Annotated in this window: 27 protein-coding genes; 16 read left to right on the forward strand and 11 right to left on the reverse strand. The window is 36.0% G+C overall.

Going from position 1 to position 22,663, the window contains the following annotated elements; translation table 11 throughout:
- Positions 1-2 precede the first annotated feature (2 nt).
- The gene (locus tag CES88_RS15825) at positions 3-524 is read left to right on the forward strand and encodes a hypothetical protein (RefSeq protein ID WP_290736674.1); all 522 of its coding nucleotides are present in this window, start codon (positions 3-5) and stop codon (positions 522-524) included.
- A 21-nt stretch (positions 525-545) separates the two neighbouring features.
- On the opposite strand, the gene CES88_RS15830 is transcribed toward CES88_RS15825, so the two are convergent.
- Both CES88_RS15830 and CES88_RS15835 read right to left on the reverse strand, forming a co-directional pair.
- Positions 546-1,991 carry a leucyl aminopeptidase family protein gene (locus tag CES88_RS15830; RefSeq protein ID WP_290736676.1) on the reverse strand — a complete coding sequence of 482 codons (1,446 nt, stop codon included), beginning with the start codon at positions 1,989-1,991 and terminating at the stop codon, positions 546-548.
- Positions 1,992-2,061: 70 nt separating this feature from the next.
- The gene (locus CES88_RS15835; RefSeq protein ID WP_290736678.1) at positions 2,062-2,421 is read right to left on the reverse strand and encodes a hypothetical protein; all 360 of its coding nucleotides are present in this window, start codon (positions 2,419-2,421) and stop codon (positions 2,062-2,064) included.
- 69 nt (positions 2,422-2,490) lie between these two features.
- Between CES88_RS15835 and CES88_RS15840 the strand changes: the two genes are divergently transcribed.
- Positions 2,491-4,059 carry a protein adenylyltransferase SelO gene (locus tag CES88_RS15840; RefSeq protein ID WP_290736681.1) on the forward strand — a complete coding sequence of 523 codons (1,569 nt, stop codon included), beginning with the start codon at positions 2,491-2,493 and terminating at the stop codon, positions 4,057-4,059.
- Between the two features lie 54 nt (positions 4,060-4,113).
- On the forward strand, positions 4,114-4,566 hold the full coding sequence (locus tag CES88_RS15845; protein WP_290736684.1) for a hypothetical protein: 453 nt from the start codon (positions 4,114-4,116) through the stop codon (positions 4,564-4,566).
- 1 nt (position 4,567) lies between these two features.
- Here CES88_RS15845 and CES88_RS15850 read toward each other — a convergent pair whose 3' ends face one another.
- On the reverse strand, positions 4,568-4,963 hold the full coding sequence (locus CES88_RS15850) for a DCC1-like thiol-disulfide oxidoreductase family protein (RefSeq protein ID WP_290736686.1): 396 nt from the start codon (positions 4,961-4,963) through the stop codon (positions 4,568-4,570).
- An 87-nt stretch (positions 4,964-5,050) separates the two neighbouring features.
- Between CES88_RS15850 and CES88_RS15855 the strand changes: the two genes are divergently transcribed.
- On the forward strand, positions 5,051-5,584 hold the full coding sequence (locus CES88_RS15855; protein ID WP_290736689.1) for a GNAT family N-acetyltransferase: 534 nt from the start codon (positions 5,051-5,053) through the stop codon (positions 5,582-5,584).
- On the opposite strand, the gene CES88_RS15860 is transcribed toward CES88_RS15855, so the two are convergent.
- Complete coding sequence (locus CES88_RS15860) at positions 5,562-6,641, reverse strand: methyltransferase (RefSeq protein WP_290736692.1); 1,080 nt, start codon at positions 6,639-6,641, stop codon at positions 5,562-5,564. The genes CES88_RS15855 and CES88_RS15860 overlap by 23 nt on opposite strands.
- Before the next feature lie 137 nt (positions 6,642-6,778).
- Here CES88_RS15860 and ylqF point away from each other — a divergent pair, with 137 nt between their 5' ends.
- Positions 6,779-7,696 carry a ribosome biogenesis GTPase YlqF gene (gene ylqF, locus CES88_RS15865; protein ID WP_290736695.1) on the forward strand — a complete coding sequence of 306 codons (918 nt, stop codon included), beginning with the start codon at positions 6,779-6,781 and terminating at the stop codon, positions 7,694-7,696.
- A 23-nt stretch (positions 7,697-7,719) separates the two neighbouring features.
- Positions 7,720-8,184 (forward strand): hypothetical protein, encoded by a 465-nt coding sequence (locus CES88_RS15870; protein ID WP_290736698.1) that lies wholly within the window; start codon positions 7,720-7,722, stop codon positions 8,182-8,184.
- On the opposite strand, the gene CES88_RS15875 is transcribed toward CES88_RS15870, so the two are convergent.
- The gene (locus tag CES88_RS15875; RefSeq protein ID WP_290736701.1) at positions 8,181-8,762 is read right to left on the reverse strand and encodes a 3'-5' exonuclease; all 582 of its coding nucleotides are present in this window, start codon (positions 8,760-8,762) and stop codon (positions 8,181-8,183) included. The two genes, CES88_RS15870 and CES88_RS15875, sit on opposite strands and share 4 nt — an antisense overlap.
- 56 nt (positions 8,763-8,818) lie before the next feature.
- Between CES88_RS15875 and CES88_RS15880 the strand changes: the two genes are divergently transcribed.
- From CES88_RS15880 to CES88_RS15895, 4 genes are all read left to right on the forward strand, one after another.
- Positions 8,819-9,403 (forward strand): hypothetical protein, encoded by a 585-nt coding sequence (locus CES88_RS15880; protein WP_290736704.1) that lies wholly within the window; start codon positions 8,819-8,821, stop codon positions 9,401-9,403.
- Positions 9,404-9,594: 191 nt separating this feature from the next.
- On the forward strand, positions 9,595-9,789 hold the full coding sequence (locus CES88_RS15885; protein ID WP_290736709.1) for a cold-shock protein: 195 nt from the start codon (positions 9,595-9,597) through the stop codon (positions 9,787-9,789).
- Between the two features lie 78 nt (positions 9,790-9,867).
- Positions 9,868-11,187 carry a DEAD/DEAH box helicase gene (locus CES88_RS15890; protein ID WP_290736712.1) on the forward strand — a complete coding sequence of 440 codons (1,320 nt, stop codon included), beginning with the start codon at positions 9,868-9,870 and terminating at the stop codon, positions 11,185-11,187.
- Between the two features lie 38 nt (positions 11,188-11,225).
- Entirely contained in the window at positions 11,226-11,735 is a 510-nt protein-coding gene (locus CES88_RS15895) for a hypothetical protein (RefSeq protein ID WP_290736715.1), read from the forward strand.
- Here the strand turns inward: CES88_RS15895 and CES88_RS15900 are convergent, their stop codons facing one another.
- Complete coding sequence (locus tag CES88_RS15900; RefSeq protein WP_290736718.1) at positions 11,736-12,719, reverse strand: HD domain-containing phosphohydrolase; 984 nt, start codon at positions 12,717-12,719, stop codon at positions 11,736-11,738.
- Positions 12,720-12,815: 96 nt separating this feature from the next.
- Complete coding sequence (locus CES88_RS15905) at positions 12,816-13,781, reverse strand: fatty acid desaturase (protein WP_290736721.1); 966 nt, start codon at positions 13,779-13,781, stop codon at positions 12,816-12,818.
- A 133-nt stretch (positions 13,782-13,914) separates the two neighbouring features.
- Between CES88_RS15905 and CES88_RS15910 the strand changes: the two genes are divergently transcribed.
- Genes CES88_RS15910 through CES88_RS15925 form a run of 4 tightly spaced genes read left to right on the forward strand, consistent with a single transcriptional unit; the run spans position 13,915 to position 17,413 of the window.
- On the forward strand, positions 13,915-14,133 hold the full coding sequence (locus CES88_RS15910; RefSeq protein WP_290736723.1) for a heavy-metal-associated domain-containing protein: 219 nt from the start codon (positions 13,915-13,917) through the stop codon (positions 14,131-14,133).
- On the forward strand, positions 14,133-16,298 hold the full coding sequence (locus CES88_RS15915; RefSeq protein WP_290736726.1) for a heavy metal translocating P-type ATPase: 2,166 nt from the start codon (positions 14,133-14,135) through the stop codon (positions 16,296-16,298). Before CES88_RS15910 ends, CES88_RS15915 begins: the two co-directional genes overlap by 1 nt.
- Entirely contained in the window at positions 16,295-16,579 is a 285-nt protein-coding gene (locus tag CES88_RS15920; RefSeq protein ID WP_290736729.1) for a metal-sensitive transcriptional regulator, read from the forward strand. The genes CES88_RS15915 and CES88_RS15920 overlap by 4 nt, the downstream gene beginning before the upstream one ends.
- Before the next feature lie 9 nt (positions 16,580-16,588).
- Positions 16,589-17,413 (forward strand): DUF5718 family protein, encoded by an 825-nt coding sequence (locus CES88_RS15925; RefSeq protein WP_290736732.1) that lies wholly within the window; start codon positions 16,589-16,591, stop codon positions 17,411-17,413.
- Here CES88_RS15925 and CES88_RS15930 read toward each other — a convergent pair.
- The gene (locus tag CES88_RS15930; RefSeq protein ID WP_290736735.1) at positions 17,406-17,828 is read right to left on the reverse strand and encodes an MAPEG family protein; all 423 of its coding nucleotides are present in this window, start codon (positions 17,826-17,828) and stop codon (positions 17,406-17,408) included. The genes CES88_RS15925 and CES88_RS15930 overlap by 8 nt on opposite strands.
- Positions 17,829-17,904: 76 nt before the next feature.
- Between CES88_RS15930 and CES88_RS15935 the strand changes: the two genes are divergently transcribed.
- A complete protein-coding gene (locus CES88_RS15935; RefSeq protein WP_290736739.1) occupies positions 17,905-18,297 on the forward strand; it encodes an HIT family protein in 393 nt (130 codons plus the stop codon).
- Here the strand turns inward: CES88_RS15935 and CES88_RS15940 are convergent.
- Together CES88_RS15940 and CES88_RS15945 are read right to left on the reverse strand one after the other, a co-directional pair.
- Positions 18,281-19,285 carry a M14 family zinc carboxypeptidase gene (locus CES88_RS15940; RefSeq protein ID WP_290736741.1) on the reverse strand — a complete coding sequence of 335 codons (1,005 nt, stop codon included), beginning with the start codon at positions 19,283-19,285 and terminating at the stop codon, positions 18,281-18,283. The genes CES88_RS15935 and CES88_RS15940 overlap by 17 nt on opposite strands.
- Positions 19,286-19,378: 93 nt before the next feature.
- A complete protein-coding gene (locus CES88_RS15945; protein WP_290736744.1) occupies positions 19,379-20,962 on the reverse strand; it encodes an ABC-F family ATP-binding cassette domain-containing protein in 1,584 nt (527 codons plus the stop codon).
- Between the two features lie 151 nt (positions 20,963-21,113).
- Here CES88_RS15945 and CES88_RS15950 point away from each other — a divergent pair, with 151 nt between their 5' ends.
- Positions 21,114-21,809, forward strand: a complete 696-nt coding sequence (locus tag CES88_RS15950; RefSeq protein ID WP_290736747.1) for a hypothetical protein — start codon at positions 21,114-21,116, stop codon at positions 21,807-21,809.
- A 45-nt stretch (positions 21,810-21,854) separates the two neighbouring features.
- Here CES88_RS15950 and CES88_RS15955 read toward each other — a convergent pair whose 3' ends face one another.
- Positions 21,855-22,625, reverse strand: coding sequence for an exodeoxyribonuclease III (locus CES88_RS15955; RefSeq protein WP_290736750.1), 771 nt, complete (start codon positions 22,623-22,625; stop codon positions 21,855-21,857).
- Between the last annotated feature and the right edge of the window lie 38 nt (positions 22,626-22,663).

Below are 22,663 nucleotides of genomic sequence, written 5' to 3' on the forward strand. Positions count from 1 at the left end.
GTATGGCAGGGTCACCAAAATTTCCTAGTACTGATTGGGCATGGCAAATTTCCTCTAAGCCAGAAGAAACGGCAAAGATTATTCACCCAAGTGGATTTGTCTTCGTTTCTCCTGTTAAGCTCAACCGTGTTGACAGGCTTGAAGGGCATGAAGACTATCTCTATAAATTAACAGAGAAAGATAGCTTTCTTTTAAGCTACACTATTGATTACTTCAGAAGTAAGTCTAGAGTGAAGGGTCTCTCTGAACATGAAGCGATGATTCTATCGGCAAACCTTGTTTGTTCATATCGCTTTAGAACTCCTCTTGGAGTTGATCTCTTCACTGATCAAAATGCTAGCGAAGATGAGTGGAGAAAATTTGGAGAACACCTTATTGTTGTTGATGAGAAAGAATATGAAGTTTTCGTAATAGGGCATAATAAGGGAACACTGATTGGAGTTACCCTAGATAAAATTGGAGAGAAAATTTCCAATTTAGAATTAATTGAATTACCTAGAAGTTACTTTAAGAGAAACTTCTAGGCGTTCTTTAATGAAATAAGGTTAAGAGAAATAACCAACGAGAGTTTCAACTCCTTGACCACTTCCTCCTTGTTGAACAAGGCTTGGTCTTGAGCCATTAGTCCAAGAGAAAATATCTAAGTGGGCCCACTTGGTCTTTCCAACAAATTTTTCAAGAAAGAGAGCTGCTGTTATAGCTCCTCCGTGCCCTGATGCTGAATTTACCATGTCTGCAAAGTCAGACTTTAGTCCGGAAAAGTATGGATTATAAAGAGGCATTCTCCAAACGAGGTCTCCCATTCTTGAAGAAGACTCTTGTAAAGAGTTTGCTAGCTCATCATGATTAGAAAAGAGACTTGCAATATCTTGCCCTAGAGCAACTTTTCCAGCCCCTGTAAGTGTCGCAACGTCGATAATAACTTCTGGTTTTAGATCTAGCGCCAAATCAATTGCATCAGCAAGAGCGAGTCTTCCTTCCGCATCGGTGTTGTGAATTTCTACACTCATTCCATTTCTGGCAATAATGATATCACTTGGCCTTGTGGCATTTTCACTCACGGCATTTTCAGCAAGAGAGAGGTAGATGTCGACGTTCTTTTTCACGTCTGAACTCTCTAGCCATCTAGAGAAGCCGACTAGGCATGCAGAGCCACCCATATCTTTTTTCATATATCTCATTCCCTCTGCGGACTTCATGTCGAGTCCACCAGAGTCAAATGTAATACCTTTTCCAACTAGAGCTATCGACTTTCCTTCTGCATTCTTTGGACGATAAGCAAGATGAACAATGCGTGGCTTATTATTTGAAGAAACTCCAACAGATAGAAGGAGATTGCAATTTTCTTTGGCCAATTTCTTTTCATCTAAGACTGTAACTTTAATTGTCTTACTTGTTTTGAAAAGCTCCTTCATATTGTCCGCGTAAGTGACAGGGTTTAAATCATTCGGTGGAAGATTAACTAAGTGTCTTGCTTGATTTACTCCAAGAGCAATAGACTTTGCCTTTTGTATTAGTGATGTTGCTAGTTTCTTTCCATCTCTATTAAATTTAAATGCTCCAACTAATTCTTTCTTTGCAAAACGATAGAGCGCTAGTTCGACTCCAACGATTGAGCCAATCACTTCGTCGTCACTAATACCTTCAAAATGAAATGTAATCTCTTTGGATTTATCAGAAAGCACAGTGCTGATGAGTTGTCCTATTTCTTCTCTAGCATGAGCATATGGACTTCTAACGAGCTGTCCACCGTGAGAAGAAGATTTCTCAGGATTTAAATTTTCTAAGTAAATAGGTCCCATATTTCCACTTAGAGATTTTCTATTTGAATTCTTAAGCGCTGATCTTTGCCAAGTTGGTAACTTTGAGGAAATTACTTTATGTATAGATTTTTCTCTTTCATTATTAAAGACATAAATAGTTGTCTTTGAAGTATTTAATCCTTTAGCAGTACCTTTTTCACTTAGGTTTGAATTAACTTTAAATTGCATAGAATCTCCCATTAAGTATTTAATAACTACTTATACTAAAGATTTAGGGACGTGTTAAGGAGAGTTCGTATTAAATTGATTCGGGATAAATAATATTTCTACAATTATGGAGTGGGATATTGCTATGCTCTCTAAAGAGTGCTCCTTCAGAAACGATTCCTCCGATAGTGAGGTGAAAATCTATCGTAATATTTGTATGCTCATCAGAGAAGGTAAAAGAATCTTCATTCAAATGATAATTAGAGTCCGGAATTATATAATACTTTTCAAGTTCTGTTTCACCAAGAAAGAGAAGGTATGAAATATTCGAAGCAGGGCTCTTCTTAAAGACGACTAAAATATCCTGCCAAGGAGAGTCACATTGTACTTCTAGAGCTGAAGCACTAGAAATCGAAAGTAGTAATATTAAAGCAGCAATGATATTTTTCATGTAATATTTGTAAACCAATAAATATTTAAGAGCAATAAAAGTATACAATTTACATAAATAAAAGGCCTTATGAGTAAACAACTTCACGACGTTCAATTTAGTAATAACTTCGTTGATTCGTTTTCAGGAATCGATGAAGTCACTAGAACCCCTAGCATGACAGAGGGGGCACTCTACTCTAGGGCGATGCCGACACCGGTTTCGGCCCCTCATCTGGTCGCTTATTCATTCGGGCTAGGAAGAGTTATAGGATTGAGTGAAACTCTAGATAAGGCAAGTATTGAAATGCTTTCGGGAAATAGAGTTACGGAAACGATGATTCCTTACGCCGCTTGCTACGGGGGATATCAATTTGGTCATTGGGCAAATCAGCTTGGAGATGGAAGGGCGATAACTCTTGGAGAGATTATTAAAGACGATGGAGTCTATGAACTTCAATTAAAAGGTGCCGGAACAACTGCCTATTCTAGAAGGGGAGATGGGAGAGCGGTACTCAGATCATCGGTGAGAGAGTTCTTAATGAGTGAAGCGATGTTTCACTTAGGAGTTCCAACAACGAGGGCCTTAAGTCTAGTAGATACAGGGGATAAAGTCCTGCGCGATATGTTCTATGATGGAAATGCAGATTATGAAAATGGCGCTATTGTGGCGAGAGTTGCTCCGAGTTTTCTTCGTTTTGGAAATTTTCAAATACTTTTTGCAAGAGGAGAGAGTGAAAATTTACAAGGATTACTGGATTGGACTGTAGAAAGATTCTATCCTGAAATTAAAAGTACGGGAGATGATCGTGTTGTAGAGTTCTTTAGAGAAGTCTCAAAGAGAACATCGTTTATGATATCTGAATGGATGAGAGTAGGTTTCGTTCATGGAGTAATGAATACTGATAATATGTCAGTACTAGGCCTTACTATTGATTATGGACCCTTTTCATTTTTAGATAATTTTGATCCAAGCTTTACTCCCAATACAACGGATCTTCCTGGTCGTAGATACGCCTTTGCTAATCAACCATCTATTGCTGTTTGGAATTTACAGCGCTTTAGTGAGAGTTTAATGCCACTAATGAATGAGCAGGCTCTACTAGAAAATGAAGTCGAGAACTTCAAAGAGTACTACACAAGAGACTACTATCAAATGATGGCAAAGAAGTATGGTCTCTCATCTTTTGAAAGTGAGACTGCAAAAGATTTCTTAGAAAGTATGAGAGAATCTCTTTATGAACTAAAGGTCGATTTTACACTCTTCTTTCAATATTTAATTGAATTAAAAAGGGAAGAGCAGTCAAAAAGAGATGTCTTAGAATACTTTAGCGATTGCTTCTATCAAAAATTAGATGAGTCCAAGGAGAGAGATTTCTATAATTTGATAAAAGTCTATAAGAGTTTGTTATTGGTCGATTCGCTCTCTGCTGAAGACTCCAAAAGGGTAATGAATGAAGTAAACCCTCGAATTATTCTAAGAAATTATCTACTTCACGAAGCGAGCGAAAAGCTAGAGGCGGGAGATTCATCTTTATTTGAAGAATTATTCTCCGCTCTTAAGGAACCCTATTCAAAGAAATGGGACAAGTTCTTCTGTAAGAGACCTGAATGGGCAGAGCAAAAAGCAGGTTGCTCTATGCTAAGTTGCAGCTCATAACGTAAAAAGTTCACTCCGAATACTTACTCTTCTTACTATGCTAAGTACTATTCTATGGTTAAATGGATTCTCACTATCTTTCTTCTTATGATCTCTATGAGTTCTCTTCACGCAAGCTGTGAAGAACTTAAGAGTGATTGCGAATACTACTCTTGTGTTGAGGAGCAGAGGCACTGTGGGGATAAAGGCTACTTAATTGGCTTTGGTAAGAAGTATTGTATGAAGTTTTCTTCTGATGAGGATTATTTCTCAGATGAAGGTAAGGAATGGATTCAAAAAGTTAGGGAATGTCTGATTAAGAACTTAGACCTTCCAAGTATAGATATGAGCTGCAAGAAGTTTAAAAGAGCGCAAATTAAATCTCATGTTCCTTGCTATATGGAGTCTGGTTATTGTGAGCTAAGTCGAAGTGATCGATATGCAGTAAAAAAAGTTATCTTTAAATCAATGTGGAGACCTTCTCTCGTCTGGGCCGGAATAAAGGTTATTGCTAGCTGTCGCTTTTAAATCAAATAAATCTACTTCTTTGATCTATTGTTGGAAGGAGGCATTGTTTGTCTCCTTGAAGGAAGTGGCTTCTATTTCTTGCTATCACTTTGTAAACACTATCTCGAAGAAACCTTGGGATCAGCCTTAATAAATAGCAACAAGATATTGGAAACTTCATCTCTTTTAAAATTAAAAGAGCTGCATCTGATCGATGAAACTCGTCTCCATTTTTCAAAAGAACGACGGTGTCTAAGTTTTGTTCATTAAGCGTGGATAGTGCTAACTTGGAATTGAGGGGAGAGAAGTAGAAGAGGTTCTCTTTTTCAAATCTTAGAACGAATTTCACAAAATGGTTACAAAGCCCACAGTCTCCATCATAGAAAATAATATTCATTTTTTGGATGTCGTAACTCATAGTAATTCTATTGGCTCCAAATATAATCTTAACAATTAGATACTAGTTAAAATTTTAAGACTCCTTTATAATAACATAGGAGCACTTATGAAAATAGAAACAAAGAGACTAAATATTAGACTTGCTAAGAAGGAAGATATTGGCGAGATTATCAACTTCTTCAAGAGAAATGATGACCATCTCTCCCCATGGTCTCCTGAACAGCCAAAGAATTTCTATGACCGCGAATTCTGGTTCGACTGTATTCAACAATATCAAAAAGAATTTGAAAAAGATCTTTCATTAAGGATGTGTCTTTTTAATAAAACAGGACAACTTATTGGACGCTGTAATTTTACTAATTTTGAGAGAGGACCCTTTCAAAATTGTAGACTTGGTTACATGATCGACCAAGAATACGAGGGACAAGGAATAATGACAGAGGCCCTTAGAGCATTGATTCCTTATGTTTTTAATGAATTAAAACTTCATCGTATTGAAGCAAATGCTATCGTTGGAAATACTAGAAGTAGAAAACTTCTAGAAAAGCTTGGATTTACTGAGCACGGCGTTTCTAAGAAGTACTTAAAAATTGACGGTAAATGGCAAGATCATGTTCTTACCAGTTTGATTGCCGAATAGACTCTAGGACAACAAATTTCTTATTTTGATTAATCACTTTGCAATTGCCGAAGATCTTAGTTAGCTTTTGGTCGTATCTAAGATGACCATTGCCGATGACAATGATTTTTCCGCCACTAAGAAGCTTCTTTTTAGAATCATTAAACATCTGCCAAGCTATAAAATCTCCAATAGTCGTTCCTTGATGAAAGGGAGGATTACAGAGGACAAGATCAACCTCTGGAAGATCTTTGTCTTCGTAGCAATTTGTCCAAAAGTACTGAGCACTATCTTCAAACGAGTTCTTGTAATTACTCTTTGCACTCTTGATGGCCATGTAGGACTCATCAGCAAAGTAAATGGTGGAACTAGGATTCTTCTTCTTTGCCACTAAGCCAACTAGGCCATTGGCACATCCAAGATCGAGAATTTTTTTAAAGTCACCACTTGGTATATTTTCTAAGAAAAATCTTGTACCTATATCTAATTTCTCTCTTGAAAAGAGATTACTTTCATTTTGAAGAGGCTTCTCCCATTGGGGAATTTCAAGTGAGATCGGATATGGATTCTCAGTAGGTTCTTTTGAAAAACTGGCAAAAATTAAACGTGCTTTCTTCTTGGCGAGAGACGTTGTTGTTTCTCCAATATACTTTTCAATCATATCGAAGTGTCCAGGGGACATATGCTTTATCATTCCTGAGAAAATAAAAGGAGTGCCGGTCTTAATTGAGTTTGAAAGTTCAATTAAAATATCTTCTAAGAAAGAGAGACTCTTTGGAAGTTTAATTATAATAAGGTCATAATCACCGCCAACCCTCTTTAAATCTGAGATTAGCCTTCCAGGATTTTCTGTATTTAAATTAATGGCCTTAGTTGAAACATAGGAGTCTGAATAGCTGGTTATTTCCCGGTCGCTTAATCCAAAAGTAAGAGCACCAAAACTGTCGTTAACGATCAGAACTTTTACTGGATCTCTGGTTTCTATTTCACTTAGAACTAATTCATCTGAAGCGTCCCAAGCTTGTAGTTGGTCATTCTTTAGAATTGGATATCTTTTTAACTTCTCTAACTTGCTCATAGTGATTTCTAGCATAGCTCCGTAATTTAAGCTATTTAGTCTATTTGAAGTTGTATTTATTTCAACATTTAGTAGGGATTAGTTGATAAAGGAAGCTTGGGCCGTTAACTAGTTGAAAGTAAATATTTGAGGACATAATGGCAAAGAAAGTTAAGAGAAGTTATAGTGAAGATGTCACGCTAACTGAATATCGTGATCACACAAAAGCATTTAATTGGTTCCCTGGGCATATGGCGAAGGCCATGAAGCAAGTAGGGGATAAATTAAAAATGGTTGATATCATTCTTGAGCTTCGTGATGCAAGAATTCCTCTTCTTTCTGGTAATGAAGATTTAAAGAAGCTTGTTGGTAATAAGTGTCGCCTGGTTGTTTTAAATAAGGTGAATCTCTCCGATCCTGAAAAGCTTGCGGGCTGGAAGAAGTGGTTTGAAGAAAATGAAAAGAATCACATCTTTGTTAATGCCCTTGATCGCAACGCTGTAAAACTCATCACTGATAAGGCCCGAGAAATTGTCATTGCAAATAGAATAGCTTCAGGTGGTTCAGGAGATAAGGTTCGAAAGTTTAGAATGATGATGGTTGGACTTCCTAACACAGGAAAGTCTACTCTTATAAATTCTCTTCGTGGACGCAAGTCTGCAAAGTGTGGGGATAAGCCAGGACTTACTCAACAACAACAGTGGATAAAAGTCGATAGTGATATGGAACTCTTGGATACTCCGGGAATCATGCCAAGAAGAATTGATACGAGACAAGAGGGGATGTGGCTCTGTGCAACCCACGCAATTAGAGATTCAATTCTTGGGCAGGAAGAAGTGGCATGCTTTGTTATTGAATATCTCCTAAAATACTTTCCTGAAAAAATATCTGAGCGCTATTCTTTAGAAGATATGGCGAGTACGGTAGGGGAAGTTCTTGAGCAAATTTCTTTTAGCCGAGGCTATATTAAGAAGAAAGGTGTCGCCGACTTCGATAGAACATTTGCAACAGTACTGTCAGACTTTAGGAAGGGTGAATTAGGTTTAGTTACCTTTGAAAATAGTCCTATGATATAATTTTTCCATTAAACGGAGAAATTATGGATCAAAATTATTGGCGAAAATGTATCGTTTGCAAGAAAGAAATCAATTTTTCAACTAAGTATTATAAGTGCTCTGTCACATCTTGTGACAAGAAGAGAGCTCCAGCTCAATTTTGCTCAGTCGACTGTTGGGGAGTACATAGCTCAACTCTAAATCATAAGAGCGCATGGGCGGAAGAGTTTCATTCTCCTTCTAAATCAGAGTGGCAGAGCGCACCGAAGGTTCGAATTGTTACTGGAAAGAGTAGCTCTTCTGATTCAAACTCATCAAATGAGAATTTACCAAATGATATTCTTGTCGTTGTCTCTAAGATGAAGGCCTACGTTAAAGCTAAAGGTGATTTAAATACATCTGCAGACGTAAGTGATGCTCTTTCAGATATAATTAGACATGAATGCGATAAGGCCATTGAAAGGGCTAGAGCAGATGGAAGAAAAACTCTCATGGGTAAAGACTTTTAAGAGTTTACACTCTTCATCTGCTTATAGATTTGTAAACCAACCCAGGCGTCACAAGCTGCATATTGAACTTGAGCATCTGTGAGAGTTGGTTGTTCCCAATTTGTGATTTTTGCTCTTTTAGAGAGGCGATAATTAATGAAAATGGCGCAAAGAGCTCTTAAGCTAAAATTCTTAACACCTAATTCTTTCGCAAAGTCCTGTAATTCGCAGAAATTTTCGTCTTTAAAAGGTGAAAGCTTTTGTAGCGACTTTATATCGTCCCTAACTGCAACTCCTGCTTTTACAATTTTAGGATCAGCAAGTAGTTGGGCCAATTCTTTTGGAAAAGTCATTTTATTTAAACGAAAGAGATAGGCATCACTCTCTGTAGATAGCTGTAAGAGAGAAACGTCGTATGTTTCACCTTTTTTAAAGCTTGGCCTAGTCTCAGTATCAAAGCCTAAAATTTCTTCATTAGAAAGCTTTTTAGCGATCTTAATTGCTTCATCGGCATTGGTTACTAAGTGAATCTTTCCTTGAAACTTAAGCATTTCAAGTGCGTTGATTTCGTCTTTCTCTATACTAGTTTTAAATTTCATTGGAATAATTTAGCACGTATGAGAGCATAGTTCTATTTATAAGATGAGGGGAATGTATGAAAGTTCTTGTGACTGCCTTTGAGCCATTTGGTGATATCAACACTAATTGTACACAAATGGTTTTAAATGAAATTAAGAATATTCCCTCCGTTTCAACTCTCTTACTCCCTGTTGAGAATGAGAATGCCTTTAATCTATTAAAAACTAAGTTAGAAGAAAATTCTTACGACTACGTTATTCTCTTAGGACAAGCGGCGAATAGGGATTGTATTTCTCTGGAGAGAGTCGCTTTAAATATTTACGACTTTCCAATTGCAGATAATAAGGGAGTGGTTCTTTGTGATCAGAAAATTATTTCTGATGAAGAAAATGCACTCTTTTCAACTCTTCCTATCCGTAATATTTTTAACGAACTTAGTGGTAGTAATTTTAAATGTGAGGTTTCGAACTCAGCGGGAACTTATATTTGCAACGAGCTATTCTTTAAGGGCCTGAGTTTCACGAAGAAGACAAAAACGAAGCTTGGGTTTATTCATTTTCCTCTTGTTAAAGAGCAAAATTGTATAAAATTCACTACAAATTGGACTTTGTCCGATCTTTGTCTAGTCACAATCAAAATTATGGACACGCTGGTTAAGTAGTTTAAATTTAAAGGATTTTTTGCGGTGAATTGTCGCTATTATTTATTGTTTTTTGGATTTTGCGTCGCATTTCTTTTTTAAGATAAATATTGTTTTTTTATCGTTGCTTTATATCTCGTATAATACTATAAATATGATTATTGAAAAGTTGCTATATTTCATAGTAACGCGAATACGTTTAAGGATTTTTTATGGAAACAGGTAAAGTTAAGTTTTTTGATCAAGAAAAAGGTTTTGGATTCATCACTCCAGACAACGGTGGAAAGGACATTTTCGTTCATATCACTGGTATTCAAAGTGGTCCTCTTAATGAGGGTGACTCAGTTGAATTTGAAGTAGGTGAAGGCCTTAAAGGACCTTGTGCAGTAAACGTATCTCGCAAGTAATACTTTATTTTTAATGATTAAATGGAAAGGAGATCTTATGATCTCCTTTTTTTTTGTATACACTTTCACTGGTAAATAATGACTCAATTCAAAGATTTAAACTTAAGTAAGTTCCTTTTAGAAACATTAAAAGATAAAGGCTATGTAACACCAACAGATATTCAAAGAGAGGCCATTCCTTCTATTTTAGATAAGAGAGACCTTCTAGGAATTGCTCAAACAGGAACGGGAAAGACTGCGGCCTTTAGTATTCCAATAATTGAAAATCTAGTTGAGAGCAATGTTCAATTGATGAGCAAGAGAGTTCGTGCATTAATATTGACGCCGACTAGAGAGCTTGCAAATCAAATCAATGAAAACGTTGAGATCTACTCTAAGAAGACTAAGCTTAAATCAACTGTTGTTTTTGGTGGAGTAGGTCCACTGAGTCAGGTTAGAAGACTTTCTACTGGAGTAGATATTTTAATCGCAACACCTGGAAGACTTCTAGATCTTATGACTAAAGGACATGTTAAGCTCGATCAACTTGAGATTTTTGTTTTAGATGAAGCTGATAGAATGCTTGATATGGGTTTTATCAGAGATGTTGAAAGAGTCATTGCAAAACTACCAAAGAAGAGACAATCATTATTTTTCTCAGCAACAATGCCAAAAGATATTTCAAATCTAGCGGGAACTATTCTTAAGAATCCTGTAACGGTTGAAGTTACACCGGCATCAACACCAGTAGAAGTGATAGAGCAAAGAGCTTATCATCTAGATAGATCTAATAAACCTCTTCTTCTAATTGATATTTTAAAGAGTCATGAATCAGAAAGTGTCCTTGTTTTTACGAAGACAAAATATGGCGCAGATAGAGTGGCGAAGCACCTAGATCGCGCAGGATTTGCGTGTGCTTCAATTCATAGTAATAGATCTCAAGGTGCTAGAGAGAAAGCACTTAAAGCATTCAGAGAACGAGAGATCAAAGTTCTCGTAGCCACAGATATTGCGGCGAGAGGAATTGATGTTGATAGTGTTAGTCATGTCATCAACTATGATGTTCCCCTTGATGCTGAAAGCTACGTTCACCGTATTGGAAGAACTGCTAGGGCCGGTCGAGAGGGAAGTGCTATGCTCTTTTGTGATCCTAGTGAATCAAAGTACCTTAAGGCCGTTGAAAAGCTTGTGGGTTACAAAATACAAGAAGTGAAAGATCATCCTTATTTTGGAGCACCTCCAAGAGTAGCTCCAGTTAATAATCCTGCGGCAAAGCTTCAAAACCCAAATTTAAAAAAGAAGTCTAAGGGGAAGCCTAATCATAATTCAGCTAAAACTGGATCTAAGAAGAAGGTTATAAAGCCAGGGACTCCGAGTAAGAAGAGGTTTTCAGGAAAGAAGAAAGCTCCTGCGAAGTAGTTTATTGAATAAAGTACTGCTCGTGATATAATTTCCTCATGAAAAAGAAATTATATCTCATTCCTCGCTTCTCTAGAATTATACCTACGAAAGAGACTAGGGAATTAGCCAATAAAGCAACTCTTGGTCGTGGCGTTGAGAGTTTTGAAAATTATGCAGACTGGTTCTTCTACGGTCACCTTGATCCTATTCAACGTTATATTCATCTCTTTGGAATGCTATCGGGAACGATTCTCTATCTCTATTCAATTACGACTTTAATGAATCAAGATTGGATATTGCTCATTACACAAATAGTGATCGCAACATTTCTATTCTATGGAACGGGAGTTCTCTCTCACTTCATCTATGATAAAGGTGCCTCAAAATCAGATCCAAATTATTGGAACGTAACATTTAAAGCTGTTATCTATATAAATCTCTTAACTCTCGTTGGAAAGTACGATGAGGTCTTGAGAGGATATGTAGAAAAGTATCCTTTTACGAAAATCGATTATGATCTTATAGAAGTTGATAAGAAGGGAATTTGGAAAACGATACTTAAGTAATTATCTTTTATAGTTTCCATAAGCAAGTTTTAGAGCATCGACGGCCCTCTCTAGCATTTCAGGATTAAATAATTTTCCGCGATCATATTCAATTTTCTTAATTGCAGTTTTTACTTTTTGTTCCTGCGCCATATTTGCATTCTCATCACAAAGATTATCGTAGTGATTTGCAAGAGCTACAATTTGAGAGAGTTCATAGATATCTTTTCCTGCAATTGCCTTTGGAAAACCTTTACCGTTAAATTGTTCGTGGTGTTGCTCTACAATGAGGGCAACAGGATCTTTTACTGAGCTTAGGGATCTTGCAGCTTTAGCACCTTTTATAGGATGAAATTCAATTGCTTGTTGATAGAGGTTGCTCTCTGGATTTTCTAGAATATTGGCAGGAATCTTTGCTTTACCATAATCATGGAGAAGGGCGCCTAGATAAATATTCTCTAGAATCATTTGATGATTGTGTCCAAGGGCCATTGCTAAATAGATTGAGATATTGGCAACATTTACACTGTGATCAGCAAGGGAGCGATTGTGCTTAACAAGTTTTGCTAGAACATGAGTGCTTTCTTTTGTTTGCTTTGCCTTATTGATAAAGTTCTGTGAAATATGCTGTAGATGTTCAACAACAGCAGAATTAATCTCTCGGTCAGAGAAGACTTCATAGATTGTCTCTGTTATCTCTTCTCTTGCTTCAACTAATTCACGGTGCTCTTCACCAACACTTTCAACGAGGCTATTGATTGAATCTTCTTTTGAACTCTTCATCCATTGAATAAACTTTGGAATATCACTTATTTGAATGAAGACTTCTTTTACATCTTTACTTAAGAATTCATCGTACTTCTTAGCACCAATGATCTCTCCTAAATTTTTATACTTAAGGTACTTACTATTTATATAAAGATAAATATCGGCACATAGCTCTTGGTCTGGAACTATTTTTGCTAGGGGGACAGGGGCGTGAGTAGGTTCTTTTTCTGTGGTCAATTTCAATACTCTTATTTTAAGATTTCTTAAATATTAATTCTAATTAAGAGAAAACTCAAAAAAAATATTTGCCCTTATCTGATTGGTCTCGTCAACTTATTCGATTGCTGATTTTGGGTGGCGATCAGGATGAATAATTCTCTTATAGGAAGTCATTTCAGGGTTGAAGATAAAATTCAAAAGAACCTTTGTCCAAGACTTATAGTATTTTAGAGAATCATAGTATTCGGGAGCAGTTCTTTTTAACTCAGGTAATCGACTCCAGGGAATATGCATGAAATCATGATGCTCATTATGAAATCCCATATTGAAAGTGAGCTTGTTTAAAATACCGTAGTAAGAGTAAGTCTCTTGCCCTTCTTTCGTAATATAGTGCTCTTGAATCCATCTTCCCCCAAGTGGGTGAAGTCCAAGAGCAAAGAGTGTCGAGAGAGCTAGATAGGTAAGGGCCCCGCTTCCCATAAACTTGTAAATGAGAATATTAACAATAACTATTACAACCGTATTAATGACTGACCAGCGATCAAGAGGTTTATAGTATTTAACTTTTAATGGACGTAGGGCCTGAGACAGAGAGAAGAGAGCAAGCCAAAGGGCCTTGGTCACAGGATTATTCTTAATTAGATTTGCCTCAGTTCTACTTGTTATATCTGGGTCATATGAATATTCACCGAGATGTTTATGGTGAATCATATGATACTTTCTAAAGCCCATGGCCGAAGGTAAGAAGAGTGGAAGATCGCAAATGATTCCCATGATTTTATTATAAAATGCTTTCTTAAAAACAGTATTATGGCAACACTCGTGAATCATCACGTAGAGAGAATGATTGGCAATGGCCCCGACGGTATAACTCAAGAGAAGAATTGCCCACCAAGCTTGAGTACTAATAATAGTTGCGAGAGAGAATTGTAGAGAAACAATTAAGAGAATATAGAGAGCTGAGTACGGATTTGTGCCGTAGAGCTTTCTGACCTGCGGATACTTTTCTAAAATTTCAGCTCTTCGCTTTACGTGAGCATTCACATCATTAACGAGGATATAATCATTCTTCTTTGCCATATAGCCTAAACTTAATGTTTTTAGATGTTTGAGTCAATGAGAGGCGAAGCTTAGTGTAAGAATTAGTCGCTTTTCTTAAAAAAGCTGGACAAGAATTTAGTCTTGATATACCCTGTGGGGGTATGGAGGAGTTATGAAGAAAATTGGATTTATAGTAGAAGGAATGAAGTGTGGTGGCTGTAAAGGAAAAATTGAAAAGGCCTTTGCTGCTAACTCTCAAGTTTTGAATATAGAGATAAACCTTGAAGAGAAGTCTGTGATTTTTAATTGTGAAGATGAAGCTTCAACTATTGAGCTTAAAGGATTAATTGAAGAACAAGGATTTTCTGTACCAAAGTCACTAAGAGTTTAATGATGTTATTTAATGTGAAAATAAGTGGTATGAGTTGTGCGAGTTGTGCTTCGTCAATTGAAAGTGAAACTCAAAAAATCTTAGGAGTGAGTAGTGCTTCTGTAAATTTTGCAACTGAAAGTGCTAAGTTTGAAATTTCTTCTAATGAAGTTCAAACACTCATTGAAAATAAAGTAAAAGAGCTAGGTTATAGTTTCACATTAGAAATGGAAACTGAGAAAAAAGAACGTGATGGAATAACGCTATTTTGGATTTCTTTTACTCTTTCAATATTATTATTCATGTTAGAAATGGGACCTTTAAAGAAAGTCGTTTCATTAAAGACTAATTATTATCTACAATTTCTCTTTGCACTACCAATATGGCTTTGGATTGGAGCTAAGTTTCAGATTTCCTTTCTAAACTTTTTAAGAAGTGGAAGATCGAATATGAATACACTTATTGGTCTTGGAACAAGTGCGGCCTTCTTATACTCGACTCTAATTACATTCTTAACGGAGCAAACAATTTCTTGGGGCCTTACTCAGAAAGTGTACTTTGAAGCTGTAGGTTTTATTATTTCCTTTGTTCTACTTGGAAATTACTTTGAAGAAAAGGCCAAGAGAAAATCTAAAGATGCTTTAAACTCTCTTCTTAAATTAAGCTCTAAGAGTGCCCTTGTCCTAAGAGATGGAGATTTTAGAGATATTGATATTAATGAAGTCGTGGTTGGGGACACAGTCAGAGTCCTACCTGGAGGAAAGTTTCCTGTTGATGGAGAAGTCCTAAAGGGAAGCAGTGCTGTTGATGAGTCAATGCTTTCAGGGGAATCTCTTCCCGTTGTTAAGAAAGCGGGAGAAAAAGTATTTGGTGGAACGATTAATGGGGATAGTGCCATTGAGTTTATCGCTAAGAAAATTGGAAGCGACACTTTTCTTTCTCACATTGTTGAATTTGTAGAGAATGCTCAAAATAACAAACCTGAGATTCAGAGGTATGCTGATAGAATAAGCTCAATTTTCACTCCAATTGTTCTTGTCTTTTCAATCTTAACTCTAGTTCTGTGGTTATTTTTTGGAGTTAGTAATATCTGGGGGAATGCAATTTCAAATTTTATTGCAGTTTTAGTGATTGCCTGTCCTTGTGCTCTAGGACTTGCTACACCAACTGCGGTTGTTGTAGCAACGGGAAGAGCTTCACTTAAGGGGCAATTGATTGGTGGTGGAGAAGTTTTAGAGAAAGCATGTAATATAAATGCCATTGTCTTTGATAAGACAGGAACACTTACTGAAGGTCGACCACAAATTTTAGATTATTCTCTAGTTACGACTGATGACAATCTAGAGATTCTTAGAGACGTTGCTTCTATTGAAAAACTGTCAGAACATCCACTTGCAAAAGCCGTAATTAACTTTGCACTAGATAAAGGTCTAAAACTTATTGAGCCTGATTTCTTTGAAATTCATAAGGGAATGGGAATTGAAGCAGATATATCCAGTTCTACTTATGTAATTGGTAATAAGAAATTATTAGAAAAGTTTGAAATTAATGTAGTTGAAGAAGAGAATACTATTATTGGAAGCTATATCTATATTGCTAAGAATAAAGAATATGTAGGAAAAATTATTGTTGGTGATAAAATTAAATCAAGTGCTAAAGAGATGATTCGAAATCTAAGAGATCGAGGAATAGAGACTTGGTTAATTACAGGTGATAATGAAGTGGTTGGAAATGCTGTAAGAGATGAGCTTGGAATTGATCACATTATCGCCAATGCTCTACCGCTTGAGAAAGCGGGGATGATTGAGAAAATTCAAGAAAAGAAATTCAAAGTTGCAATGGTAGGTGATGGTATTAATGATGCTCCGGCGTTGGCAAAGGCCGATCTTTCGATTGCTATGGGAACAGGGACTGATATTGCAATTTCAACTTCTGATGTAACGATCGTTAAAGGTGATATTGAGAAAGTGATTTCTTTTCTAGATCTCTCTGAAGGAACAATGAAGATTATAAAGCAGAATTTATTCTTATCACTCATTTATAATACTTTATTAATTCCAATTGCAGCAGGAGTTCTTGTCATCTTTGATGGACCTATGATGCCTCCTATTTTGGCAAGTGTCGCGATGGGACTGAGTTCGATCTCTGTTGTAAGCAATAGTCTTAGAATAAGAAATCTAATATGAATATAACTGATGAGTCTCATAAGAAATTAAAAAATAGAATTAATAGAGTTGAAGGACAAGTGAAAGGGATCTCTTCAATGATTGATTCCAATAAGTATTGCATTGATATTCTCACTCAAACTAAGGCAATCAGAAGTGCAATTAAAGCACTAGAGTTAGAGATCTTGGAAAATCATCTTAATACTTGTGTGAAAGAGGCCATTCTCTCTGGAAATGAATCAAAGAGTGATGAGAAAATTGAAGAAATAATGCTACTATTAAAGAAAACTTCAAAACTATAAGAGATATATATGAACTTTAAAGACTTTTTAGGATTTGGTGTGGCAGGAAACTTTGCTGGACATTTAGAACAAGCTAATGAAGCGAGTGATTTTAAAAATATAGAAGTTTCGGAGGCCCTTCAACCAAAGGCCATTTTTCCATTCTATCTTCCTAAGAAAGAAGAATCATTTCTTTCTACTTTTCCAATTTCTTCAGACACTATTCAAATGCCTGACACTGATTATGATGTGCAAATAGAGCCAGAAGTAGCACTTATTTGTGAAGTTAAATATATTGAGAATAAGATCGTCTCTCTCTCTCCAAAGAAATTTACAGCATATAATGATTGCTCCATAAGAAGGCCTGGGGCAAAGAAAATAAGTGAGAAGAAGAATTGGGGAGAATGTTCTAAAGGATTATCTTCTACTCTTCTTGATATTGATAAATTTAGTGCAGGAGGAATTCTTGATCATTATAAAATTGCAAGTTTTCATATTAGAGAGAACGAGATTCATGTATATGGTGAAGATAGCGATGTTCTAAGTTACTCTTACTTTCATGAAAAACTACTAGATTGGTGTATTGAAAAATTCAATAATCAAGTTGATATTGGCCCGGCTGAAAATATTGGAGAGTATATTGCTGAATGCGATTACCCTGAACACTTTATTCTAGGAATAGGGGCGACTAGATATACAGAGTACGGGGAAAATAATTTCTTAGCAAAGGGAGATACTAGCGTGGTCGTTCTCTATGATAAAAGAAAGTATACATTCTCAGAGATTCTAAAAAGAGTTGAAACGAGAGAGTTCTCTGGTGAATCTCTCTCATTTCTCGTTCAGAATGTTATATAATTCTTATCATAAGTATTAAACTCATTGCGATGATAACTAGCCAACTACATGCAAAAGAGAGCATTCTTGGTTTTAGTTTATTTGTTGTTACATGAACTAGAGTATGAAGTACTCTAAAAAATAAGAATGTCCATGAAAGCCCAATCATAAGAGGACTAGCATTCCCTGTAACATAAGCTACTAAGCAGAGAATATAGAAAATTGGTGGAGCTTCATGAAGGTTTGCGAAGTTTCTCTGCGCTTGAAGGCACTTTATTGATTCAGTTTGTCCGGTAGAATAAGTTTTAAAGTAAGAAGGGGAAACGTCACCTTTTTTTATTCCTTTAACTCGTCTATTAAACATGATGATAAGAACGAAAAAAGTAAGTAGAATGAGAATAAGACATGGCAGAAAAATTAATTGTTGATTAAGCATATAGATCCTTATGTTTGTGTATAATTAATTATCTATTGTTTATAAGATGAAGGCAAATTTTAAGAGATGAGGATATATGAAGATAAATGAGAGAATTGAAAAAGACTCAGAGTTTTTGAAGACTTTGAACCTCAGCGAGCTTCGACTTTTAAAAGATGGAGAACTCGACTGGTTTGTTCTAATACCACTTAGAGAGAATATGATTGAGTGGTGTGACCTGCCAATGGAAGATCAAGTAGAATTGACTAGAGAAATAGATTTTCTTTCAAAGTCTTTAAAAGAGTTGGGTTATGACAAAGTAAATATTGGAAGCTTAGGAAATATTGTTTCGCAATTACATATTCACGTTATAGGACGTAGAAAAAGTGATAGGGCATGGCCAGCTCCAATTTGGGGAACGCAGTCCTTAGAAGAATTCAGTCAAGCGAGAGTTGAATTTTGGAAAGAGAAGTTTAGTAAAGCTCAATAAGTGTATCAACAATAAATCTTCCTTGGTCTTTAAGGTCATCTAGTGATCTTGAAGATGAGAGAGGTATATCTCGAATTGATTCATGTGTGAGAGCATTAATTCTATAGTCTCTAACTAAAAGTATTCGAGACATTTTCTTATCGCCATTAGAGTTATAAAATTGTCCACCCTGCCAAGAATCTCTTTTACCTAGGCTCGCTATAAATTCTTGCTGTAAATTATAGAAATCAACTCCTGAAAAATTCTTTGAGACTCTATAGATAAAGTCTTCTGTAAATGATCCATGCATATCAAGAGCGATAATAGGCTTTCTCTTGCTAAGAAGTACTTTATTTAAATGTGCCTGAATAATACTAATTTCATCATTAGATCTTGAAGGTTCAGTTCCCCAGCTTCTATTTAAATCTCTTCCATTCTTATTATATCTTCTCTTTGCTTCAGCACCATCTGGATTAACCATAGGATAGAGTACTAATTGGAATTTTTGATTAAACTCTTTACTCTTAAGAGCTTTATTTACAAAACCTTCGACAATCCAATTCGCCGTTCCTTCGTCTCCGTGGTGGCGGGCAAACATGAGGATAACCTCTCTATTAGGATCTAACTCTTTTGGATAAATAGAGTAGAGGTTTCTTCCTTCTATACTCTTTCCTATAATTTCAGTTCGATAGTTAAGGTTTGTAAGTACTGGCCTCAATTCACTTATGAATTCATTCACTCTCTGGTACTGGTAGTATTTAATATATCTATCGTTATAATCTTTTTTGATATGAGATTGATTCTCTTGAATAATATAGTCACTTGTCGGATTTATTTCCTGCAGATTTCTTATCAATTCAAAGCTTCCATTCTGCTTTTGATAATAAGAAGTGTCCTCGTTAAGAGTGTGAATAGAGCTCAATAGGTTATAACCTTTGATTTCATATTCATGAACACAGACGGCGTTAATATTCGTACAAATTAGTAATAATAGGATTAGTTTTTTCATAACCTAATTATGATGAAGAAAGTGAAATTGTACAAAGGATGTAAGAGGATATGAGAATATAGAAGCTCCCTGAAAGGAGCTTCTTGTATGATATTAGTTTAAGTTAAGGTACTCGTCGTACTTAATATATTTATCTTCAACAATCTTCCCATCAATATCAATAATTCTATCAGCTACAGTCTGAATGAATTCATGGTCATGAGAAGTAAAGAGTGTCGTTCCTTGGAATTTAATAAGTCCTTCGTTAACCGCTGTGATGCTTTCTAGATCAAGGTGATTTGTAGGGCCATCAAGAATTAGAACATTTGCTCCTGAGAGCATCATTTTAGATAGCATACATCTAACTTTCTCTCCCCCTGATAGAACATTTGTTTTCTTAAGGGCCTCTTCTCCTGAAAAGAGCATCTTTCCAAGAAAACCTCTAATAAAAGATTCATCTTTTTCTTCGGAGTATTGTCTTAGCCAATCTGTAATGGAGTACTTTCCATCCATAAAGTAGCTAGAGTTATCATTTGGAAAATAAGCACGAGATGTTGTTACGCCCCATTCAAATGATCCAGAGTCAGGTTCAACTTCTCCCATGAGAATTTGAAAGAGAGTTGTTTTAGCGACGTCATTTTCTCCAAGGAAAACAATTTTATCGCCTTTGTTAATTGTGAAAGAAATATTATCAAGAAGTTTTACACCCTCGACAGTTTTACTAATTCCATCAACTCTTAGAAGCTCCTTACCCGCTTCTCTCTTTGCTTGAAAGTGCACGTACGGATACTTTCTTGTAGAGATTGGAAGATCTTCAATCTTTAGTTTTTCAAGTTGCTTTTGTCTTGAAGTTGCTTGCTTAGACTTTGAGGCGTTAGCGGAGAATCTTTGAATAAAGTTCTTTAACTCTGAAGCCTTGTCTTCTGATTTTCTTCTTTGGTCACTTCTAAGTTGAAGAGCTAACTCAGATGCTTTTCTCCAAAATTCGTAGTTACCTGTGTAAACTGTAATTTTTCCAAAATCGATATCAGCGATATGAGTACAGACTTTATTTAGAAAGTATCTATCGTGGGAAACGACGATTACAGTATTATTAAAATCCATTAGGAAGTTTTCAAGCCACTGAATTGCTTTAATATCAAGGTGGTTGGTAGGCTCATCTAGTAGGAGAATATCTGGATCACCAATAAGTGCTTGAGCTAAGAGAATCTTAACTTTTTCAGAACCAGTAAGGTCCTTCATTAATTTATCGTGATATTCAGTTCCAATTCCTAGTCCTGAAAGAAGAGTTGCAGCTTCTGATTCTGCTTCCCATCCATTCATTTCAGCAAATTCGGACTCAAGTTCCGCTGCCTTGATACCATCTGCATCAGAGAAATCTTCTTTCATATAAATGGCGTCTTTTTCTTCCATTATGGCATAGAGCTTTTGGTTACCCATGAGAACAGTTTTTAAAACAGGGTGCTCATCGTAGGCGAAGTGATCCTGCTTTAAAACAGAGAGTCTATCACCTGGTTTCATATCAATGGTTCCTGTTTGGGCCTCGATATCACCTGATAGAATCTTTATAAAAGTTGATTTTCCTGCCCCATTGGCCCCGATTAATCCGTAGCAATTTCCAGGAATAAATTTAATATTTACTTCATCAAATAACTTTCTACCACCAAAGGCCAAACTAATATTATTAGCACTAATCATCTCTACGTATCCTATTTTAATTTTTACTATTACTTAACATATTGCTTTGCAGTAGTCACATATTATTGTTAATTGGCCTTGGTGCTACGCGTGTAACAGTCTAATTCTATTGTTTAATTGTTATCTTCTTTGGAAATAGCTACAATAAATTATGTGTAAAATAAGAACCTTACTTTTGCTTTTATCACTTTTTCTTTCAGGGAAGACGCTCTCTAAAGAAAAGGTGAATATTGTATTTTCGGAAACTGTAAGTGATACCGCGAGCTTTTATATTAAGGAGATGGTTCAAATCTATAAGAGCATAGGAGTTGAGCCAATTGTTTCAGTTTACCCCGAGGCTAGAGCGTCTTATCTCTTTGAAATAGGAAAGGTAGATGCTCTTGGCGCAAAAATTGGACCTTATGAGAAAGTCAATCCTGATGCGATTAAGGTAGATGTTCCAATTCTAGATTCGATACCTTTTAAAATTTACGTATTAAAAAGTGATCGAGAGAAGATTTTAAAACTTAAAGAACCCTTTATTCTTTCTACGGTGAATTGTATTGGTTGTGAAGAGTTTTCGAAGATTTTCAAGAGTCCAATTAGTGCTTATTCTACAAATATCCAGTCTGGTCTTAAAATGCTAGAGAAGGGAAGGGCGGATTTGATTATTACGTCTACAATCTTTATGGATAAAATACCAGGGAAAGAAAAGTTTGTCCCACTCAACGAGTGGAGATATATACCTAAGGTCTATCACTTTATTAGTAGTAGAAAGCTACATTTAAAAGAAAAACTTACTGTTGAAATTTTAAAAGCAAAGAAGAGAGGAGCTTTTGATCTGAAGAAGCTTCAATATAAGAAATAATCATATTTAACTTTCTCTCTTGCTTACCTTTCTTCTGCGCTTAAATTACTTTAGCTCTATTGAAATAGGGCAGTGATCGCTGCCAAGAGTTTCAATATGATGTTTGCAGCTCTTTACCTTTTTGGCGATCTTACTTGTTGACCAAAAATAATCAATTCTCCACCCAATATTTCTTTCACGACAATTTGATCTATAAGTCCACCAAGTGTAATGACCATTTTCTTCTGGGGTGAATTGTCTAAAAAGATCTATAAAACCAATTTCTTGAAAGTGATCCATCCACTCTCTCTCGACCAGCAGAAACCCTGTAGATTTAGTATTTGTTTTTGGATTTGCTAAATCAATTGGATGGTGGGCGGTATTGTAATCGCCTGTTATGATAATCTCTTTCTTTGTTTTCTTATGAAGAGAAAGGGCCTTCTTCTCAATTGCTTCGCAGTAACTCATTTTATAAGGCACTCTCGCGTGATCTCTCTGCCCATTTGGAAAGTAGCAATTAAAGAGAATAAAATCATCAAACTCTGTTATCAGCGTTCTTCCTTCAGAATCAAATTCCTCTATTCCAAGACCAATAGTGTGTGAGTGGTTAATACCATTCTTTACCCAAGTCGAAACTCCTGAGTAGCCCTTCTTTACTGCCGGAGCATAAAGGGCCGTGTGCTTACTTGGATTCACTAGCTGGTCACTTAGCTGTTCAGGTAAGGCCTTTGTCTCTTGAAAGCAGTAAATATCTGCTAATTCTTTTGAGTACCATTCATATAGACCTTTTTTTTCACAGGCCCTAATTCCCGCCACGTTCCAAGAGTATATTTTCATTTAATTCCTTTTTGTTAGGGAGGTAAGGTATCAAAGAA

The organism is Halobacteriovorax sp. JY17 (genome assembly GCF_002753895.1).
Taxonomy (GTDB): Bacteria; Bdellovibrionota; Bacteriovoracia; order Bacteriovoracales; family Bacteriovoracaceae; genus Halobacteriovorax.

What these genes read in the sequence shown, in the direction of transcription:
- CES88_RS15835 (WP_290736678.1), bottom strand. Translation starts at nt 2,421, where the DNA reads ATGAAAAATATCATTGCTGCTTTAATATTACTACTTTCGATTTCTAGT.
- CES88_RS15895 (WP_290736715.1), top strand. Translation starts at nt 11,226, where the DNA reads ATGAAAAAGAAATTATATCTCATTCCTCGCTTCTCTAGAATTATACCT.
- CES88_RS15950 (WP_290736747.1), top strand. Translation starts at nt 21,114, where the DNA reads ATGTGTAAAATAAGAACCTTACTTTTGCTTTTATCACTTTTTCTTTCA.
- CES88_RS15930 (WP_290736735.1), bottom strand. Translation starts at nt 17,828, where the DNA reads ATGCTTAATCAACAATTAATTTTTCTGCCATGTCTTATTCTCATTCTA.
- CES88_RS15845 (WP_290736684.1), top strand. Translation starts at nt 4,114, where the DNA reads ATGGTTAAATGGATTCTCACTATCTTTCTTCTTATGATCTCTATGAGT.
- CES88_RS15920 (WP_290736729.1), top strand. Translation starts at nt 16,295, where the DNA reads ATGAATATAACTGATGAGTCTCATAAGAAATTAAAAAATAGAATTAAT.
- CES88_RS15840 (WP_290736681.1), top strand. Translation starts at nt 2,491, where the DNA reads ATGAGTAAACAACTTCACGACGTTCAATTTAGTAATAACTTCGTTGAT.
- CES88_RS15880 (WP_290736704.1), top strand. Translation starts at nt 8,819, where the DNA reads ATGAAAGTTCTTGTGACTGCCTTTGAGCCATTTGGTGATATCAACACT.
- CES88_RS15925 (WP_290736732.1), top strand. Translation starts at nt 16,589, where the DNA reads ATGAACTTTAAAGACTTTTTAGGATTTGGTGTGGCAGGAAACTTTGCT.
- CES88_RS15945 (WP_290736744.1), bottom strand. Translation starts at nt 20,962, where the DNA reads ATGATTAGTGCTAATAATATTAGTTTGGCCTTTGGTGGTAGAAAGTTA.
- CES88_RS15910 (WP_290736723.1), top strand. Translation starts at nt 13,915, where the DNA reads ATGAAGAAAATTGGATTTATAGTAGAAGGAATGAAGTGTGGTGGCTGT.
- CES88_RS15855 (WP_290736689.1), top strand. Translation starts at nt 5,051, where the DNA reads ATGAAAATAGAAACAAAGAGACTAAATATTAGACTTGCTAAGAAGGAA.
- CES88_RS15915 (WP_290736726.1), top strand. Translation starts at nt 14,133, where the DNA reads ATGATGTTATTTAATGTGAAAATAAGTGGTATGAGTTGTGCGAGTTGT.
- CES88_RS15905 (WP_290736721.1), bottom strand. Translation starts at nt 13,781, where the DNA reads ATGGCAAAGAAGAATGATTATATCCTCGTTAATGATGTGAATGCTCAC.
- ylqF (WP_290736695.1), top strand. Translation starts at nt 6,779, where the DNA reads ATGGCAAAGAAAGTTAAGAGAAGTTATAGTGAAGATGTCACGCTAACT.
- CES88_RS15830 (WP_290736676.1), bottom strand. Translation starts at nt 1,991, where the DNA reads ATGCAATTTAAAGTTAATTCAAACCTAAGTGAAAAAGGTACTGCTAAA.
- CES88_RS15825 (WP_290736674.1), top strand. Translation starts at nt 3, where the DNA reads ATGGCAGGGTCACCAAAATTTCCTAGTACTGATTGGGCATGGCAAATT.
- CES88_RS15875 (WP_290736701.1), bottom strand. Translation starts at nt 8,762, where the DNA reads ATGAAATTTAAAACTAGTATAGAGAAAGACGAAATCAACGCACTTGAA.
- CES88_RS15860 (WP_290736692.1), bottom strand. Translation starts at nt 6,641, where the DNA reads ATGAGCAAGTTAGAGAAGTTAAAAAGATATCCAATTCTAAAGAATGAC.
- CES88_RS15955 (WP_290736750.1), bottom strand. Translation starts at nt 22,625, where the DNA reads ATGAAAATATACTCTTGGAACGTGGCGGGAATTAGGGCCTGTGAAAAA.
- CES88_RS15870 (WP_290736698.1), top strand. Translation starts at nt 7,720, where the DNA reads ATGGATCAAAATTATTGGCGAAAATGTATCGTTTGCAAGAAAGAAATC.
- CES88_RS15850 (WP_290736686.1), bottom strand. Translation starts at nt 4,963, where the DNA reads ATGAGTTACGACATCCAAAAAATGAATATTATTTTCTATGATGGAGAC.
- CES88_RS15890 (WP_290736712.1), top strand. Translation starts at nt 9,868, where the DNA reads ATGACTCAATTCAAAGATTTAAACTTAAGTAAGTTCCTTTTAGAAACA.
- CES88_RS15935 (WP_290736739.1), top strand. Translation starts at nt 17,905, where the DNA reads ATGAAGATAAATGAGAGAATTGAAAAAGACTCAGAGTTTTTGAAGACT.
- CES88_RS15885 (WP_290736709.1), top strand. Translation starts at nt 9,595, where the DNA reads ATGGAAACAGGTAAAGTTAAGTTTTTTGATCAAGAAAAAGGTTTTGGA.
- CES88_RS15940 (WP_290736741.1), bottom strand. Translation starts at nt 19,285, where the DNA reads ATGAAAAAACTAATCCTATTATTACTAATTTGTACGAATATTAACGCC.